This is a genomic window from Ensifer sp. Root558, assembly GCF_001427045.1.
Lineage (GTDB): Bacteria > Pseudomonadota > Alphaproteobacteria > Rhizobiales > Rhizobiaceae > Ensifer > Ensifer adhaerens.
On record NZ_LMGC01000038.1, the window covers coordinates 74,993 to 90,376 of the forward strand.

14 protein-coding genes are annotated in these 15,384 nt (G+C 62.4%); 6 read left to right on the forward strand and 8 right to left on the reverse strand.

Translation table 11 applies throughout. The features are described 5' to 3' along the window. Positions 1 to 16 precede the first annotated feature (16 nt). The 5 genes from ASD63_RS32330 to ASD63_RS32350 are packed head-to-tail and all read right to left on the reverse strand — an operon-like array spanning position 17 to position 5,602. Positions 17 to 1,222: an ADP-ribosylglycohydrolase family protein gene (locus ASD63_RS32330; RefSeq protein ID WP_060520311.1), complete on the reverse strand. Its 1,206-nt coding sequence runs from the start codon at positions 1,220 to 1,222 to the stop codon at positions 17 to 19. Further along, a complete protein-coding gene (locus tag ASD63_RS32335) occupies positions 1,212 to 2,633 on the reverse strand; it encodes an extracellular solute-binding protein (RefSeq protein WP_156553128.1) in 1,422 nt (473 codons plus the stop codon). Before ASD63_RS32335 ends, ASD63_RS32330 begins: the two co-directional genes overlap by 11 nt. 49 nt (positions 2,634 to 2,682) lie before the next feature. Continuing rightward, entirely contained in the window at positions 2,683 to 3,585 is a 903-nt protein-coding gene (locus tag ASD63_RS32340; RefSeq protein ID WP_034798191.1) for a carbohydrate ABC transporter permease, read from the reverse strand. Next, positions 3,585 to 4,514: an ABC transporter permease subunit gene (locus tag ASD63_RS32345; RefSeq protein WP_051659403.1), complete on the reverse strand. Its 930-nt coding sequence runs from the start codon at positions 4,512 to 4,514 to the stop codon at positions 3,585 to 3,587. The genes ASD63_RS32340 and ASD63_RS32345 overlap by 1 nt, the downstream gene beginning before the upstream one ends. 38 nt (positions 4,515 to 4,552) lie before the next feature. Then, a complete protein-coding gene (locus tag ASD63_RS32350; protein WP_060530525.1) occupies positions 4,553 to 5,602 on the reverse strand; it encodes a LacI family DNA-binding transcriptional regulator in 1,050 nt (349 codons plus the stop codon). A 64-nt stretch (positions 5,603 to 5,666) separates the two neighbouring features. On the opposite strand from ASD63_RS32350, the gene ASD63_RS32355 reads away from it, so the two are divergent. Continuing rightward, positions 5,667 to 5,942, forward strand: coding sequence for a hypothetical protein (locus ASD63_RS32355; protein ID WP_127890385.1), 276 nt, complete (start codon positions 5,667 to 5,669; stop codon positions 5,940 to 5,942). A gap of 31 nt (positions 5,943 to 5,973) precedes the next feature. Here ASD63_RS32355 and ASD63_RS32360 read toward each other — a convergent pair whose 3' ends face one another. Next, positions 5,974 to 7,464 carry a PLP-dependent aminotransferase family protein gene (locus tag ASD63_RS32360; RefSeq protein ID WP_060530527.1) on the reverse strand — a complete coding sequence of 497 codons (1,491 nt, stop codon included), beginning with the start codon at positions 7,462 to 7,464 and terminating at the stop codon, positions 5,974 to 5,976. A 109-nt stretch (positions 7,465 to 7,573) separates the two neighbouring features. On the opposite strand from ASD63_RS32360, the gene ASD63_RS32365 reads away from it, so the two are divergent. The 5 genes from ASD63_RS32365 (at position 7,574) to ASD63_RS32385 (ending at position 14,017) form a co-directional block, all read left to right on the forward strand. Continuing rightward, positions 7,574 to 8,806, forward strand: coding sequence for a benzoate/H(+) symporter BenE family transporter (locus ASD63_RS32365; protein ID WP_060530528.1), 1,233 nt, complete (start codon positions 7,574 to 7,576; stop codon positions 8,804 to 8,806). A 378-nt stretch (positions 8,807 to 9,184) separates the two neighbouring features. Then, positions 9,185 to 10,417: a metallochaperone AztD gene (locus tag ASD63_RS32370; RefSeq protein WP_034794689.1), complete on the forward strand. Its 1,233-nt coding sequence runs from the start codon at positions 9,185 to 9,187 to the stop codon at positions 10,415 to 10,417. Between the two features lie 252 nt (positions 10,418 to 10,669). Beyond that, complete coding sequence (dsbD, locus tag ASD63_RS32375; protein ID WP_060530529.1) at positions 10,670 to 12,478, forward strand: protein-disulfide reductase DsbD; 1,809 nt, start codon at positions 10,670 to 10,672, stop codon at positions 12,476 to 12,478. Continuing rightward, positions 12,475 to 13,299 (forward strand): TlpA disulfide reductase family protein, encoded by an 825-nt coding sequence (locus ASD63_RS32380; protein WP_060530530.1) that lies wholly within the window; start codon positions 12,475 to 12,477, stop codon positions 13,297 to 13,299. Before dsbD ends, ASD63_RS32380 begins: the two co-directional genes overlap by 4 nt. Before the next feature lie 109 nt (positions 13,300 to 13,408). Beyond that, positions 13,409 to 14,017 (forward strand): DsbA family protein, encoded by a 609-nt coding sequence (locus ASD63_RS32385; RefSeq protein WP_060530531.1) that lies wholly within the window; start codon positions 13,409 to 13,411, stop codon positions 14,015 to 14,017. Between the two features lie 228 nt (positions 14,018 to 14,245). Here the strand turns inward: ASD63_RS32385 and ASD63_RS32390 are convergent, their stop codons facing one another. After that, positions 14,246 to 14,479, reverse strand: a complete 234-nt coding sequence (locus tag ASD63_RS32390; RefSeq protein ID WP_034794697.1) for a hypothetical protein — start codon at positions 14,477 to 14,479, stop codon at positions 14,246 to 14,248. Between the two features lie 130 nt (positions 14,480 to 14,609). Next, positions 14,610 to 15,314 carry a gamma-glutamyl-gamma-aminobutyrate hydrolase family protein gene (locus ASD63_RS32395; RefSeq protein WP_082573063.1) on the reverse strand — a complete coding sequence of 235 codons (705 nt, stop codon included), beginning with the start codon at positions 15,312 to 15,314 and terminating at the stop codon, positions 14,610 to 14,612. Positions 15,315 to 15,384 lie beyond the last annotated feature (70 nt).

The following is a 15,384-nucleotide window of genomic DNA, read 5'->3' on the forward strand; positions in this document are numbered from 1 at the left end:
CGGATACTTTCGAATTCTAGAGACTGGAAACCTGGGTGAGCTCGGGAGCGGCAAAGAGGCCTGCGCGCGCCGTGGCCCGCGCCATTTCGCGTTTGTGGTCGGCCGCCCGGATTGCGGTCACGGTTGCGGTAAAAGCATCGGCCGATCGGTAGAGATCGAGCTTGTTGACACGGTCGAGCTGGGAGACCATCGCCCGGTCGATGATGCTCTCGCCCTGCATGGCGCCGAGGATTGCGCCGGCCATGACGCCGATCGAGTCCGTATCGCGGCCGGAGTTGATGCCGTCGATGATCGACTTGTAGAAATCACCGTCATTGACGACCGCAAAGCCGAGCGCCAGCGGCAGTTCCTCGATCGCGTGCAGACGCGACGGCTGGTAGGCGTCGGTCGCAATGCCGGCCTTCTGCGGCGTGTGCTGCACGTCGTCGCCCATTGGAGAATAGCGCGCGATGATGCGGTGGAATTCGGCGACGACTGTCGCATGATCCGCGCCCTTCAATGAGCCCGCAGCCTCGACGATATCGGCGATCGCATCACGCGTTCCGTCCTTGGCAACGGCCAGCGTTTCTTTGATGACGGTGTCGAGGGTGGTGCCCGGCACGAAAGCGGCGGCGACCGCGGCGGCGAGTACGCCGGCAGCTTCGAGGCCGAAGCTCTGCTGGTGGCCGGAGGCAAAGGCGATCGCCTCATCATAGGCTGCCTTCGGATCACAGGCGTTGGCGACGCCGATCGGCGCGATGTACATCGCCGCGCCACAGTTCACCATGTTGCCGACGCCGCCCTGGCGCGGGTCGCAGCCGGAAAGTTGATGGCGCTGGAAGATCCACTTCTCAGGATAGAACAGCCGCTCGATCAGCATCGTCTCGCGCTGCAGCTCCGGCACCCAGCGCGGCGTCCAGGCAATTTCCCGCACCATGCCCGAGGCCATATCCCAGGCATCGAGATGGCGCTTCACGTCGTCGTAGATCGACATCACGCAGAGCGTCATCAGCGTGTCGTCGGTGACGATGCCGCTGCCGCGGACACGGCCGTTGCGGGCCGCCTCACTCTGCTTCATGCGGTGCCACTCTGTGTCGAGCGATGTCACCCGGCCATAGCGCTGGCGGATTTCCGCAGCGGAGAGCTTTTCGACCGGCGCCCCGATGGCGTCGCCGTAGGCGACGCCAAAGAGAAGCGCCCGAACCCGTCCCTTAAGGGAGAGCCCTTGAGCATCATTTGTCATTGAGAACCGTCCTTGCATATTCGGTCATTTTCTCGCCGCCGGCAGCGTTCCACTCGGAAACGAACTGGTCCCACTGGTCCATCTTGGCTTCGCCGGAGACGAACTTGTAAACCCAGGCCCGGTAGACGTTCTCCGTGGCGTCGATGTCGGTGGCGTATTCCGCAGGCCAGACGAAGGCGTTGTCCGGCTTGAAGTCGGCGGAGATCGTCTTCAGCGATTGCTGCGCGGCATCGCTCAGCCACTGAACCGGCGGCTGCCAGTTGGCGGCAACGAGGAAGCGGGCATACCAGGTAGCGAGCTTGTCGGTCGGCTTGATGGTTTCGCCGTCCTTGGTGTACTGCTCGCCCTCAAAGCCGAGCCGTTCAATCGCCTGGCCCTCGGGGCTGGCGATGAAGTCGAGCAACTTGACCACCTCCTCCTTGTGCTCCGAGGTCGTTGCGATCGCGAGACCGCGCGCTTCCTTGGAGACGTCCAGCGCCATCAGGCCCTGGCCGCCCGGACCCTTCGGCGGCGAAAGCAGGCTGAGGGTCACGCCGGGATGGGCCTGGCGCATCTTGCCGCCATAGATGTCGATGACCTCTGCGGAGGAACCGAAGATCACCCCGGCACGGCCGGAATAGAACTTGTCTTCCTTCACGTCCCACTTGGTGGTGATGAATTCCGGATCATAGAGACCTTGCTCGCGGAGCGATGCGTAGAAAGCGATCTTTGCCTTTTCCGCGGCCGAAACGCGGGCATGGATCCACTCGCCAGCATCGTTCTTCAGCCAGGTTCCGGTGACGCCAAATGCCTGATTGAAGACGGCGTCGAGCTCTTGAGTGTTGTCGGCGGTGGTAACGCCGTAGCTGTCGGCCTTGCCGTTGCCGTCGAAATCGCCGTCCTTGATCGCCTTGAAGAGGGTGACGTAGTCGTCCGTAGTCTTCGGTGCTTCGACGCCCGCTTTCTCGAGCCAATCCGCGCGGATCACCGGCTGCGGTATGCGCGGCGGGTAGACATAGAGCAGGTAGGGATAGTTCTTCAGCCGCTCGACATTGTGCGGGAAGAGCGCGTCCTTGAGATAGGTCGTCTTCGGCAGCCAGGTGTTCCAGTCCTCCAGCACGCCCTGTTCGGCCATCTTGGCGTCGCCGCCCTGGAAATAGATGAGATCGGGGATATCACCGGACAGAAGCATGGCGCTGAGCTTGTCGGCATAGCCAGAGGACGGCAGGTCGACGACCTGGATATGGATGTCGGTGCCCTTGGCCTTCAGCGCCTCCTCATAGGCCTTCATCAGCTTCACGTCGTCAGGATTGCTCGTCGTGAGATCCTTCGAGACGACGCGGATCGTCACCGGATCGGCGAAGGCGGGCATGGCGACGCTCGCCATCAATGCCATGGCGGTGGTTGCGCCAAGGATCAGATTTCCAAGCATGTTTGTTCCTCCCAATATGCTATGGCTTTTATGGTTCGGTTCTGCATCGTCAGCCCTTCAGCGCACCGCTCATGGTGCCCTTGGTGAAGAACTTCAGAATGAGTGGGTAGATTGCGAGGATCGGCGCGATCGTAAGCAGGATCATGCCTGCCTTCAGCGCGCGAATGTTGATCTGGCTCGCACCGGTGTAGTTGTTGCTGTCGACGACCCCGACCATGGCGAGCTTGTCGCCCTCGACCACGAACTGGCGCAGCACGACCTGCAGCGGCCATTTTGACTGGTCGTTGAGATAGATCATCGCCCGGAAGAACTCGTTCCAGTGGAAGACGAAGTAGAAGAGAGCGATGGTCGCAAGCGCGGACTTGGCGAGTGGTAGCGCCACGTACCAGAAGATCTGGAAAGGGTTGGCGCCGTCGAGCTCCGAGGCCTCGATCAGTTCCTTCGGCACTTCCTCGAAGAAGCGGACGAGAATGATCAGATACCAGGCGTTCACAACCTTGAAGAGGATCAGAGACCAGTAGCTGTCGAGAAGGCCGAGGCGCTTGTTGATGAAATAGTCGGGAATGATGCCAGGCTCAAAGACGATCGTCACCAGCACGAAGACGAAAATCGCGCGCCGCCCCGGCAAACCCGGGCGGGAAAGTGCCCAGGCCATCAGCGCCGTCAGCACGACACCAAGGACGGTGCTGACCAGCGTGATGAAGATCGAGTTCAGGAGGCCGCGCTGGACGGCCGGGTTGTTGACCAGGAGGCTCCAGACGTCGGTCGAGAACCCGTTGGGGACCACCGTCAGGCCGCTCATGCCGGCAACCTTGCCCGGATCCGAAAAGGAGATGGCGAGCAGGTTGAGCAGCGGCTGGACCGTCAGTACGACGAGGAACATCAGCGTCGAGACGATGATCGCATATTCGAGCCGCTCGAGCGGCGTTCTGCGAACGTTGTGGGCGGCCATCACCATACCCCCTTGCCGGTAAGACGTTTGGAAAGAAGGTGGGCGGCGACGATCATCAGCATGCCGAGAACCGCCTTGAAGAGGCCGGCGGCCGTTGCCAGCGAATACTCGCCGGTCTGCAGGCCGATGCGGTAGACATAGGTGTCGATGATATCGATCTTGCTGCGCACCACGTCGTTGGAGAAGTTGATCACCTGGTTGAGGTCGGCGTTCAGGAACATGCCGGCGTTGAGGATGAACAGCGTCGCGATCGTCGGCACGATGCCGGGAATGGTGACGTAGCGGATCTTCTGCCAGCGATTGGCTCCGTCGATCTCGGCCGCATCATAGAGTTCCTGGTCGATGGCGATGATGGCGGCAAGGTAAAGCAGGCTGTCCCAGCCGGCCGATCGCCAGATCTCGGAGAAGACCAGCACCCAGCGGATCGAGCCCGTGTCGGTCATGAAGGAGACCGGCTGCAATCCGAAGAAACCGATGATGTCGTTGACCGCGCCGTCGCTCGGCGAAAGCACCGCGATGAACACGCCGGCGATGACCACCCAGGAAAGGAAATGCGGCAGGTAGATCGCCGACTGGATGAACTTGCGGAAAGCGCCGCCCCGGATCTCGTTGAGCAGCAGCGCAACGATAATCGGGACCGGGAAGACGAAGACGATCTTCATTGTCGAGATGATCAGCGTGTTTATCAGCACCTGCCAGAAGATCGGCGAGGAGAAGAGCGTCTGGAAATGCTTGATCCCGACCCAGATGTTCGGCGGGATGATGCGCAACTGCTCGAAGGCGATCTTGGCTTCCCAGATCGGAAAATAGTGAAAGATCACGAAGAAGATCAGCCCAGGCGCCATCATCAGGTAGTAGGGCCACCACTGCCGCACGTTTTTCGTGACGCTTCGCCGATGGACGTTGGGAACGTTCCCACTTCTAGGCATGGCTTCATCCGCTACAAGATCGTTGCTTACGCTCATTGTTACCTCCCTGCCGCCGTGCGCACAGCTATCGAGGCCGAGACATCGGCAAGCGAACCGCGCTCGACCAGTCGGCACGGCAGAAATATCCGGCCGTGCTCCGGGCGGCCGGCAATCTGATCGAGCAGGCATTCGACCGCGCGAATGCCGATCTGCCGGCCAGGTTTTTCGATCGTCGTCAGACCGGGCCAGGAGAAAGCACCCGCCGGAATGCCGTCGAAGCCAAGAATGGAAATATCCTCCGGGCACCGGAGCCCCGCCTCGCGCACGGCGATCATGGCACCGAGTGCCATCAGGTCGTTGGCGACGAAGACGGCGCGACTGCCTCTCCACGGCCCGGCGAGCAAACGCCCCATGGCCTTTCGGCCACCCTCGACCGTGTAGTCGGATTCCTCCACCAGCAAGATGTCGGGGTCGATGTCGCGCGCGATGCAATGCTCGTGCACGGCGCGCAGGAACCGGGCACGCGCAAGACGCGACCGCGGGCCGAGCATCAGGGCCGGCGCCGGGTGTCCGCGCTCAACGAGGATATCCATGCCGAGACGGACAGCCTGGGCGATATCCGATCCGACGCTCAAGGTATCCGGAAAACGCTCGGCGCTCGATCCGATGAAAACGAAGGGTAAGCCGAAGCGATCGAGATCATCGAAATTGTCGGCGACCGGATTGATGATCGCGCCATCGACACGGGCGCGCCGCAGGGCGCGAAGATGCGTCGCCTCCGTGCCGGCATCCCAGTCCGACGAGAAGACGAGAAGCGAAATGTCGTCCTTGGCGGCGCGATCCTGGGCGCCGCGGGCGACTTCGGCCCAGAAGGGGTTGGTGATATCGGGAATGACCAGGCCGAGCATGCCGCTGCGCCCCGAACGCATGCCGACGGCCAGATGATTGCGCTCGTAGCCGGTGGCTGCAACGGCCTTCAGCACGCGGTCGCGGGCTTCGTCGGAAATGCTGGCAGAACCCGCCAGAACACGTGCAACCGTGCTCTTCGAGACCCCTGCCCGCTCCGCGACGTCGATAATGGTGGCCCGTTGCCGGGGTCCGTTTTTCATGTTTCCTCCCGGGCCGGAAGCCATCATCAAAGGTGACAGGCCCCAAGCTCGTGGGAACGTTACCATGAGAGTTCACGCATTGGCAAGACATGAAAATCCCGCCTTAACACAAGGCTCCTTTGTCGCCGATTACTCGACCGCCGGCGACGTGGTCGACTTCCTGCTTTCCGGTCGCGCCGACCGCGCGCTTGAAGAGGTCGGCCTGACCCGGTCGCGGGATCTCGACACGATGAAAAACGTCCAGTTCATCGAACTGGGACCGGAGCTGCTCGTCTATCTCGACGCCGTCAAGCGCAGCAGATTTCTCGACACGTGGTTCCAGCTCGTGATCCAGGACTAATACCGAAACGTTGGGGCGGCGCTTGGACGACCTATGACTTCGCCGCGGCCCGGAAGGCACCAGCCAGCTTCCGCACCGCCCCCTCGATCTCGCTTGGCGTATAAGCGGCAAACCCCATGAGGAACCCGGGCTCGGGCTTGCCGCCGGCGTGAAGCGCGGACAATCCCATGATCTCGATCCCGACACGTCGTGCCGCATCGACGGCCGCGGCCTCCGAGATCGCACCTGTCAGCGCGCACGGCATCTGCAGGCCGCCATCGGGCACCCGCGCTTCAAGGAAATGCGGCAAATGTTTTATGACAAGCATCGCCAAAAGGTCGAGCCGGTCGGCGTAGATGCTGCGCATTGTGCGCACATGGGCGCCGAAATGCCCGCCTTCCATGAAGCGCGCGAGTGTCATTTGCGCCATCGGAGCGGAGTGCCCGTCAAGCAGAGTACGCGCGACGGTCATCGGCTTGACCAGCTCAGGCGGCAGAACTGCATAGCCGATCCGAAGCCCTGGAAAGAGCGATTTGGTGAAGGTGCCGATGTAGATCGTCCGGTCGTGCGGATCGAGGCCCTGAAGGCAGGCCGTTGGTTTGCCGGCATAGTGGAATTCGCTGTCGTAGTCGTCCTCGAGGATCCAGGCCTGATGGCGGCTCGCCCATTCGATCAGCGCAAGGCGGCGATCGAGCGTCAGCGTGGCGCCGGCCGGGAACTGATGCGAGGGCGTCAGGAATACGGCCTTGACCTTGCGCGTCTCCGCCTTGATCTGGTTGACGGCGATGCCATGGCGGTCGACGCGGATGGGGACGCATTCGAGCCCCGCCGCATCGAACGCCTTGCGCGCGCCGTAATAGGCCGGATCCTCGATGAAGATGCGGTCACCGGGATCGAGCAGCATGTTTGCGCACAATGTCAGCGCCTGCTGCGAGCTGGTGAGGATCAGCACCCGTTCGGCCGTGGTACGGGCGCCGCGTTCTAGGTTCACATAGTCGGCAATGGCACGGCGCAGCTCCTCGATCCCTTGCGGGTCGCCGTGAAGCAGCGCCCTTCTGCCGGTTTCGCGCAAGACCTGCCGTCCGAGGCGCTCCCACAGCGCGAGCGGAAAAGTGCGCGTCTCCGGCACGCCATGGGCGAAGGGGCGGGGCAACAGCTGTTCACTGACGCCGCCGCTGCCGAACATGGCATTGCCCCGCCTGCTCAAAGCCGCTGCCTGGTTGGGCGACTGCGCGCGCCTTGGAGACAGGCGCCTGCCGGGTGCAAACTCCTTCACCTCGGCCACGAAACTGCCGCTCCCGACGCGACGGTCGATGAAGCCTTCGGCATGAAGCTGGCCATAGGCCGCTTCGATCGTATCGCGCGATACGCCGAGGGATTTGGCGAGCACGCGCGAAGCTGGAAGCGGCTTTCCCGGCCCAAGCGCACCGTCGAGGATCAACTGCCGGATCGCCCGCTGGATGCGCGCATGAAGCGGCATCCCAGCCTGGGCGGGCTGGGCAATCCATGCCTTCACGGACTCGAGTTGGGAATGCTTGAACAAATGGTCTGATCATCTTCAGAAAAATGGATGGGCATATCGGGCCAATGACTGGCTATTTGTCAACGCGGCTTGCCAGTCCTCCCCGAAATTTCAGGAGCCCCGATAGATCATGTCATCACATGTTTTCCCGTCATCCCTTCGCTTCAACGACCTTGCCCATCCCATTGTCGCGGGTCTGATCTCCGTCATCGTCAACTATGGCGGCACCTTCATCCTGGTCTTTCAAGCCGCGAAAGTGGCTGGGCTCAGCCCCGAGTTGACGGCTTCCTGGGTCTGGTCGGTCTCGATCGGCGTGGGAATGACGGGGCTTTGGCTGAGCTGGCGCTATCGCGAGCCTATCATCACCGCCTGGTCGACGCCGGCCGCAGCCTTTCTCGTCACTGCGCTTGCGACCACGCCCTATGCCGAGGCCATCGGCGCCTACATGATCTCGGCTCTAGCCTTCGTCGCACTCGGGCTTTCGGGCTATTTCGAGAAGGTCATCCGGCTGATCCCGCCAGGCATCGCCGCGGGCCTGCTCGCCGGTATCCTGCTGCAGTTCGGCATCGGCGCGTTCGGCGGCGCAAGCGTCGATCCGTTGCTCGTCGGCCTGCTGATTATCGCCTACGTCGTCCTGAAGCGCTTCTCCGCCCGCTATGCCGTGGTCGGCATCCTCGTTCTCGGGCTCCTGTTCCTGCTCGCGGAGGGCCGGGTCGACCTGTCGGGTCTGAAGTTGGAGTTCGCGGCGCCCATTTTCACCATGCCGTTGTTCTCGCTGAACGCGCTGCTTTCGGTCGCACTGCCGCTGTTTCTCATCACGCTGACCGGCCAATACATGCCGGGAATGCTGGTGCTGCGGAATGACGGCTTCAAGACCAGCACCAACCCGATCGTGACGACGACTGGCTTCGGTTCGCTGATCATGGCGCCTTTCGGCTCGCACGCCTTCAATATCGCGGCAATCACGGCGGCGATCGCAACCGGCAAGGAGGCCCACGAAGACCCCTCCAGGCGCTGGATCGCGGGTATCGCCGCGGGCTTTTTCTACGTGCTCGTCGGCGTGTTCGGCGTTACGCTTGCGGCCGTGTTCATGGCGTTTCCTGCGACCTTCATCGCCACGCTAGCGGGCCTCGCCCTTCTCGGTACCATTGGTGGCAGCCTTGCTGCAGCAACAGCCGACCCGGCCTGCCGCGAAGCGGCGCTCATCACGTTCCTGGCCTCCGCCGCCAACATCAAGCTGCTCGGGATCGGCGGGGCCTTCTGGGGCCTGGTGATCGGCCTTCTCGCCTACATCGTTCTGAACGGCCGCCTACCGCAGCGTCGCGGGAGCAAGCTGCCCCTGAACGAAGGCACAGCGAAGTAGCAGGATGACCGGGTCCCGCCGCGTTTGACGGCCTTCGTCGCTGATGAAGGCCCTATGGCGGGTTTTGGTCCATCTCGCCCAAAGCCCCCCAGCCCTGAAAATCGGCGAAGCCCACCAACGGAGAAACCGGGCATTTCAAAGGGTGGCGGCAACACATGCCGCCATCCGCCGCTCCAGGCGAAGTCGCGGAATGCCAATCGGTCCGTCAGGACCGAGCTTCACACTCCTTAACGCCAGCGAGCCACGTAGGCCGCCGTCGCGGGCCGCCTGTGACGGCGTCGTTGACGCATGTGCAAACGTCAGCTTGTTGCCGCTGGACAAGGCGAATGTAACGCTATAACACAACACATGTTACGTTATTACATTATAGGAGATTTCATGTCCCGCTCCGGTTTGCCCGCGCTTTTCGCCACCACCATTCTCGCGACCCTCGCCTTTCCGTTGACCTCTCATGCCGAGGAAGAACAGCAGCGCGAGACCTGGCGTTTGTTCATTGCCGACCACACCCAGCCCGTGGTCCGCGCCATCGATTTGGAAACGGACAAGGAAATCGGCCGTTTTGACCTTGAAGGCTACGCCGCCCTTTCCCTGAGCGACACCGGACGAACCGTCTTTGCCGTCCAGGGCGAACAGAACCTGATCCATGCCATCGACACCGGCATAGCGCTTTCCGATCACGGCGAGCACCGGGACATCGAGGTCAAGGAGCCGAGGCTGCTTGAGAAAACCATTCGCGGACAAAAGCCCGGCCACGTGGTTGCCCATGGTGACGATCTCGCCATCTTCTACGATCGCGGTGGCAAGTTCGATCTGCTTGGCGAAAGCGCGCTTCTGGACGGCAAGGCGGAGCTCAAGGCTTACGATACTACCGCCGCACACCATGGCGTCGCGGTTTCGACCGGCAACCATCTTCTCGTTTCGGTCCCGAACCTCGAAGCGACGGTAAAGGAAGGTGAGCTTCCTCCCCGCCTGGGCCTGCGTGTTCTCGACAAGGAGGGCAAGCAGGTCGGCGATGTCGCAACCTGCACGGGGCTCCACGGTGAAGCGACGTCCGCCCGCCTGGCCGCCTTCGGTTGCGCCGAGGGCGTCCTGGTCGCACGCCCAGGTGGGCTCGATGGCCCCAAGCTCGAGATGCTCGCCTATGGCGACAAGCTGCCGGAAGGCAAGGTATCCACACTGCTCGGCGGCACTTCTATGCAGTTCTTCCTTGGGAACTACGGAGAAGACAAGGTCGTACTGATCGACGCCGACGCGAAGGAACCCTACCGCCTCGTCGAACTGCCGCTGCGGCGGGTGGACTTCATCCTCGATCCAGCAAAGTCACGCAACGCCTATATCCTGACGGAGGACGGCAAGCTTCACCTCCTTGACGTCGTGGATGGCGTGATCACCAAATCGGAAATCGTCACGGAGCCCTACAGCAAAGATGGCCACTGGCGCGACGCAAGGCCCCGCCTCGCCGTCGCCGGCAATCACCTCGCCATCACTGATCCGCGCCAAAGCCTGGTACGCGTGATCGACACGGAAACACTGAAGGAGACCCGCACGATCGCGGTCGAGGGACAACCCTTCGCAATCGTCGCAGCCGGTGGGTCGGGCGCAACCCACTAGGGAACACAGGCAATGAAGTCTGGACGCCGGCCAAAGGGCCGGTGTCCATAAGCAGGTGAACCGGCAGCGCCGGTTGCCCCACCATCGTTCGGCCTTTACTTCCGGAATTACACCGAGAGCCAGCGCCAAGGTCTTAGCGGATTAACTTGCGCGGCCCGTTTCTATCCTTCGCCTTGGACAATCATTTTAAGGCTGCCTTAAGGTAGCGGCCTGATCGCTCCGCCCTCGATTGAAGACGAGGACGCAAGAACGATGCGGAAAGCAAGTCTGCTGGCGCTGGTTTGGGTTTTGATTGCGGCCATCCTGCCAGCCCGGGCGCTCGAGGCGCCCCTGCCGATGGACGAGGCCTTCGTACCTGGGATCGCCAGGCAAGACGACGGCCGGCTGGCGATCACATGGACGATTGCTGACGGCTACTATCTCTACAGGGACTTCCTGGCAGCAGAAGATGAGGGTAACCGGCCGATCACCCTGCAAACCGAACCGGGGACAGTCAAGGACGATCCGGGCTTCGGCACAACCGAGGTCTATTACCAAAAGGCTTCGGCCCGGATCGCGAATGCGCCTCCGCTCATTCGCCTCACCTATCAGGGCTGCCAGGATGGCGGGCTTTGTTATCCGCCGACAACGCGGACGATCGATACCGCCGCGATGACCATCAGCAAACCGGTCGGTGGTTTTGCCTTTGCGCCTGCCAAGGACGCACGGCCCGTGGAAGCGCCGGACACAGGTTTTTCCATCGCAGCTGACGGCGGAGAAACGGCGGTCGACCGGCTCATGACCGGTGGCGGGTTTGCGCTGCTTCTTGCAGGCTTCCTCGGCTTCGGACTGCTGCTCGCCTTCACGCCCTGCGTTTTCCCGATGTATCCGATCGTCGCGGCCATGCTCACGCGCGAGGGAGAGGGGCTGACGGCACGACGCGGTTTCATGCTCGCCTCCGCTTATGTGCTGGCCCTTGCGTCCGCCTTCGGTCTCCTTGGCATCGTGGCCGCTTGGTCGGGGCAAAACCTGCAGATCGTGATGCAATCGCCCGTCGCTGTCGGCGTGGTCGCGGCACTGTTCGTCCTGCTGGCGCTCTCCAGCTTCGGGCTCTTCCACATCAAGCTGCCGGCAGTGATCGGCAACCGCCGGAGCGGCGGCCGGCAGAAGGGCGGCTCGGTCGCCGCCGCCGCCCTGCTCGGTCTTTCCTCCGCCTTCCTCATCGGCCCCTGCGTAACCGCGCCGCTTGCCGGCGCCCTCCTCTACATCGCCCGGACCGGTGACATTGCGGTCGGCGCACTCGCCCTTTTCGCCCTTGGCCTTGGCAAGGGCATCCCGCTCATCATCATGGCGACAATCGGCGGCAAGGCGCTTCCACGCGCCGGCGCGTGGATGGAACGTGTCCGGCACGTCTTCGGCTTCGCATTCCTGGGAACGGCGATTTGGCTTGCGACGCCGCTGGTGCCGGAGCGCTTCGTCCTCCTGCCCTGGGCCGTGTTTTCCCTTGCCTTCGGCATCTACGCGGTCGCTCCCGACGGGCTGCGGTCCACAGGCGGCTACGGCGTACTGACGCGCTTGACCGCCGTCGTCTCGCTCATTTGGGGTAGTCTGCTGCTGGTGGGCTTCGGCCTTGGAGCCAGCGATCCGCTCACTCCGCTCGGCCCGCTTAAGAGGGCGGCGAGTGTTGACCAAACAGCCGCCATCCAGAAGTCGGATTTTACCAAGGTCGGCTCGGCCGGCGCACTCTCCCGCCTTCTCGACACCGCAGCCTCCGGGAGGCAACCCACCCTCGTCTATGTCACCGCTGGCTGGTGCGTCACCTGCCGCACGATCGAGCGGTCCGTTCTGACAAAGCCTGATGTCGCGGCGAGCCTTGACGGGATCCGCTTGGTCAGCCTCGACGTCAGCACCCTCGATGCGGAGAATGGCGCACTGATGCGATCACTTGCCGTCGTTGGCCCGCCGACTATGATCTTCTTCAACCGCAGCAAAGAGGAGGCCCCCGGTACGCGCCTCGTCGGAGAAATCACGGCCGGCTCGCTTGCGGAGGCGGCACGGATGGCCAAGGGCAGCGCGCAATGAACGCCGTCGCAATAGGTCCCTTCGCTTTTTCCGCCGATCGCTTTTCGGTCATCGCCGGGTTGATCGTCTTCATGCTTGTCGGCTCGCTCCTTGCCGCCCGCATCCACAACCGGCTTGGCACCTTTACGACGGCTGCCACACTTTTCGGCGTTGTCGGCGCGCGCGCCGGGCATGTGCTCATCCATGCCGAGAGCTTCCTGCAGGAGCCGTTGCGAGTTCTCGCCATCTGGCAGGGCGGCTTTTCCCCGACGGGCGGATTCCTCGGTGTTTTCCTCGCCGCAGTGATGCTCTGGCGAAACGCACCGAAAGCCGCTCCTTGGGCGATCCTGCCGCTTGCGGCCGGCCTCTTCGTCTGGGTCGTCGCCACAACCCTCACCGATAGCGGCGCTGCACCCCGTGCCCCGGAAACGTCCTATGCCGTTCTCGCACGGAACGAGAGCCTCGCCATCGCCGAGCGCAAGGGCCGCCCGGCGGTTCTCAATCTCTGGGCAAGCTGGTGTCCGCCCTGCCGGCGGGAAATGCCGATGATGGCGGAGATGACCGAAAGGAATCCTGAGGTCGACTTTCTCTTCGCCAACCAGGGCGAAAGCCGCGCGGCGATAGAATCCTATCTGCGCCAAACAGGCGTCGACCTGGAAACCATCCTTCTCGACCCTTTCTCGGGCCTATCCCGGCACTACGGCGCGATCGGCCTTCCTGCCACACTTTTCATCAACCCGGACGGTACGCTCGCCGCCACCCATCTCGGCGAAATCTCCCGCGAGGCAATCGCCGAACGGCTCGCCGCCTTTGCATCTGAGGACAGGAAGCAGGCAGAATGACAGCCCCGGCCTTTCCGACTTTCGTCGTTTGCCTGCGCGGCATGATCCTCGAAATCGCCGCACGCGCCGTCGCTCTCGGCCCCAATCCATTCGCACAAGGAGAAATCTGATGTTCACCCGCAGAACCGTTCTGACGGCCACGGTCGCGACCGCCGCCGCCGTGCTTGTCGGAGGCCGATCATCCTTCGCCCAGCAATTGACCAAGGAGGAGGTGTTTTTCGACAAGGACGCGCCCGTCCTTGGCAATCCGAAGGGCGATGTCACCATCGTCGAGTTCTTCGACTATCAGTGCCCTTACTGCAAGAAAGTGCATCCGACGGTCGAGAAGGTGGTCAAGGCCGACGGCAACGTGCGGCTCGTGCTGAAGGACTGGCCGATCTTGGGCGAAGCCTCCGTCTTCGCCGCACAGGCAGTGCTTGGAGCCGCCCAGATCGGCAAATACCAGCCGGCGATGGAGGCGCTGATGAAAACCAAGGCGAGGCTGTCGCAGGACGACATCGAGAAGGCGCTGACCGGGGCGGGTCTTTCGATGAAGGAGCTGACCGCAGCCGTGAACACGCACAATGCCAAGATTTCCGGGCTGCTCGACCGCAACTACAGTCAGGCACTCGCCTTCAATTTCGCCGGCACGCCATCCTTCGTCATCGGTTCGGCGATCATTCCCGGCGTTCTGGATGAAAAAGGACTGAAGGACGCCATCGGCAAAGCGCGGAGTTGAAGCACGAACTTGGTGAGCTTACCGGACTGCCGCTTCGAAAGGCGGCCAGAGCCCATTTGCGCGCGACCTGACCGGTTGAAAGGGTCGCGCGCCGAGAGGTTCCCCTTGGCAGCCAGCCGACGAGCGGAAACCGGGATCGCTGAGCCTGGTGAGCCACCCCAGTCCGAACAGGGAGGCACCCATTCGGCCACCCGACTGCGGCCTTTCTGGCATCATTGAACGACCTTGCTAGGCCGAGAATTTCACCGTTACGCCGCGCTGCCGAAAGTACGCCTGCATCAGCTTCCGTCCGGAACGGTTGTTTTGCACGAGCCTGGTCGGGTCGAATACGGCCTCTTTCAAACCTGCCCGCATCAATGCTGCCTTGAGGGTCGCGATATGAAGATCGATGTCGGCATTGTCTGCCTGCAGCGATGCGTAAATGCGATCTGTTGCCTCTGCTACGGTCGGTTCGCTCACTATACACTCCTGTTGCTGTCTTGCTGGCGTTTGGCACGCCTGTCGGCTTGGCCCTATTTGCTGGAGCCGCCAACGTCAATCGGGAGAGGGCAGAATGTGCTTCCGACAGAACGCAGCAGGGCCTTGGAACAGGTTATCGAAGGTGTCGGCTTGACGCCTCGACGAAGGCGTCGAAGACGCGAGCGCCCGGATGGCTGTCGGCATCCAGCATTTCGGGGTGCCATTGAAGGCCGATGGCAAAGGTCTGCGAGCCGATCTCGATCGCTTCAACGACACCATCCGGGGCTCGGGCCGTAACGGTCACCGCGCCCGATACCTCCACGATCGCCTCGCGGTGAAACGTGTTCACGGTGAATGTTTCGATGCCGAGGATGTCGGCCATTCTGGTGCCGGGGACAACGCTGACGTCATGCGAGAAATTGGCCTGGTCGTGATTGAGCGCGTCGGGCCGCGACGAATGGACATCGGAAACCATCCGGCAACCGTTGAGGCACCCGAGCATCTGCATGCCGTTGCAGATGCCGAGCACAGGCTTGTCGCGCGCAAGGAAACTTTCCATCAATGCCATGTCGACGGCTAGCCGATCCGAGGGCGGATACTGGGATTGGTCTCCTTCGACATACCAGCTTTTCGGGAAGTTGATGCGGCCGCCGACGCTTAAGAACCCATCAAAATCTTCGACGACCTGGTCGACGAGATCGGGAACATAGGGGATGCCGAAGGCAAAGGCGCCGGCGCGGCGCAGGGCGGAAAAGTAATTTCTCGAGACGTCATAGCGTCCACCGCCCGCACTGGTGTTTTCATCCATGATCACGGCGATCTTCGGCATGCGTTTCATCGGGTTCATCCTAGATTTCAATGATTCCAAGTTCGGACGTTGAGCAACCTAGCCTATCTTTGCCGCGGGG

What these genes read in the sequence shown, in the direction of transcription:
- ASD63_RS32330 (WP_060520311.1), bottom strand. Translation starts at nt 1,222, where the DNA reads ATGACAAATGATGCTCAAGGGCTCTCCCTTAAGGGACGGGTTCGGGCG.
- ASD63_RS32335 (WP_156553128.1), bottom strand. Translation starts at nt 2,633, where the DNA reads ATGCTTGGAAATCTGATCCTTGGCGCAACCACCGCCATGGCATTGATG.
- ASD63_RS32340 (WP_034798191.1), bottom strand. Translation starts at nt 3,585, where the DNA reads ATGGCCGCCCACAACGTTCGCAGAACGCCGCTCGAGCGGCTCGAATAT.
- ASD63_RS32345 (WP_051659403.1), bottom strand. Translation starts at nt 4,514, where the DNA reads ATGCCTAGAAGTGGGAACGTTCCCAACGTCCATCGGCGAAGCGTCACG.
- ASD63_RS32350 (WP_060530525.1), bottom strand. Translation starts at nt 5,602, where the DNA reads ATGAAAAACGGACCCCGGCAACGGGCCACCATTATCGACGTCGCGGAG.
- ASD63_RS32355 (WP_127890385.1), top strand. Translation starts at nt 5,667, where the DNA reads ATGAGAGTTCACGCATTGGCAAGACATGAAAATCCCGCCTTAACACAA.
- ASD63_RS32365 (WP_060530528.1), top strand. Translation starts at nt 7,574, where the DNA reads ATGTCATCACATGTTTTCCCGTCATCCCTTCGCTTCAACGACCTTGCC.
- ASD63_RS32370 (WP_034794689.1), top strand. Translation starts at nt 9,185, where the DNA reads ATGTCCCGCTCCGGTTTGCCCGCGCTTTTCGCCACCACCATTCTCGCG.
- dsbD (WP_060530529.1), top strand. Translation starts at nt 10,670, where the DNA reads ATGCGGAAAGCAAGTCTGCTGGCGCTGGTTTGGGTTTTGATTGCGGCC.
- ASD63_RS32380 (WP_060530530.1), top strand. Translation starts at nt 12,475, where the DNA reads ATGAACGCCGTCGCAATAGGTCCCTTCGCTTTTTCCGCCGATCGCTTT.
- ASD63_RS32385 (WP_060530531.1), top strand. Translation starts at nt 13,409, where the DNA reads ATGTTCACCCGCAGAACCGTTCTGACGGCCACGGTCGCGACCGCCGCC.
- ASD63_RS32395 (WP_082573063.1), bottom strand. Translation starts at nt 15,314, where the DNA reads ATGAAACGCATGCCGAAGATCGCCGTGATCATGGATGAAAACACCAGT.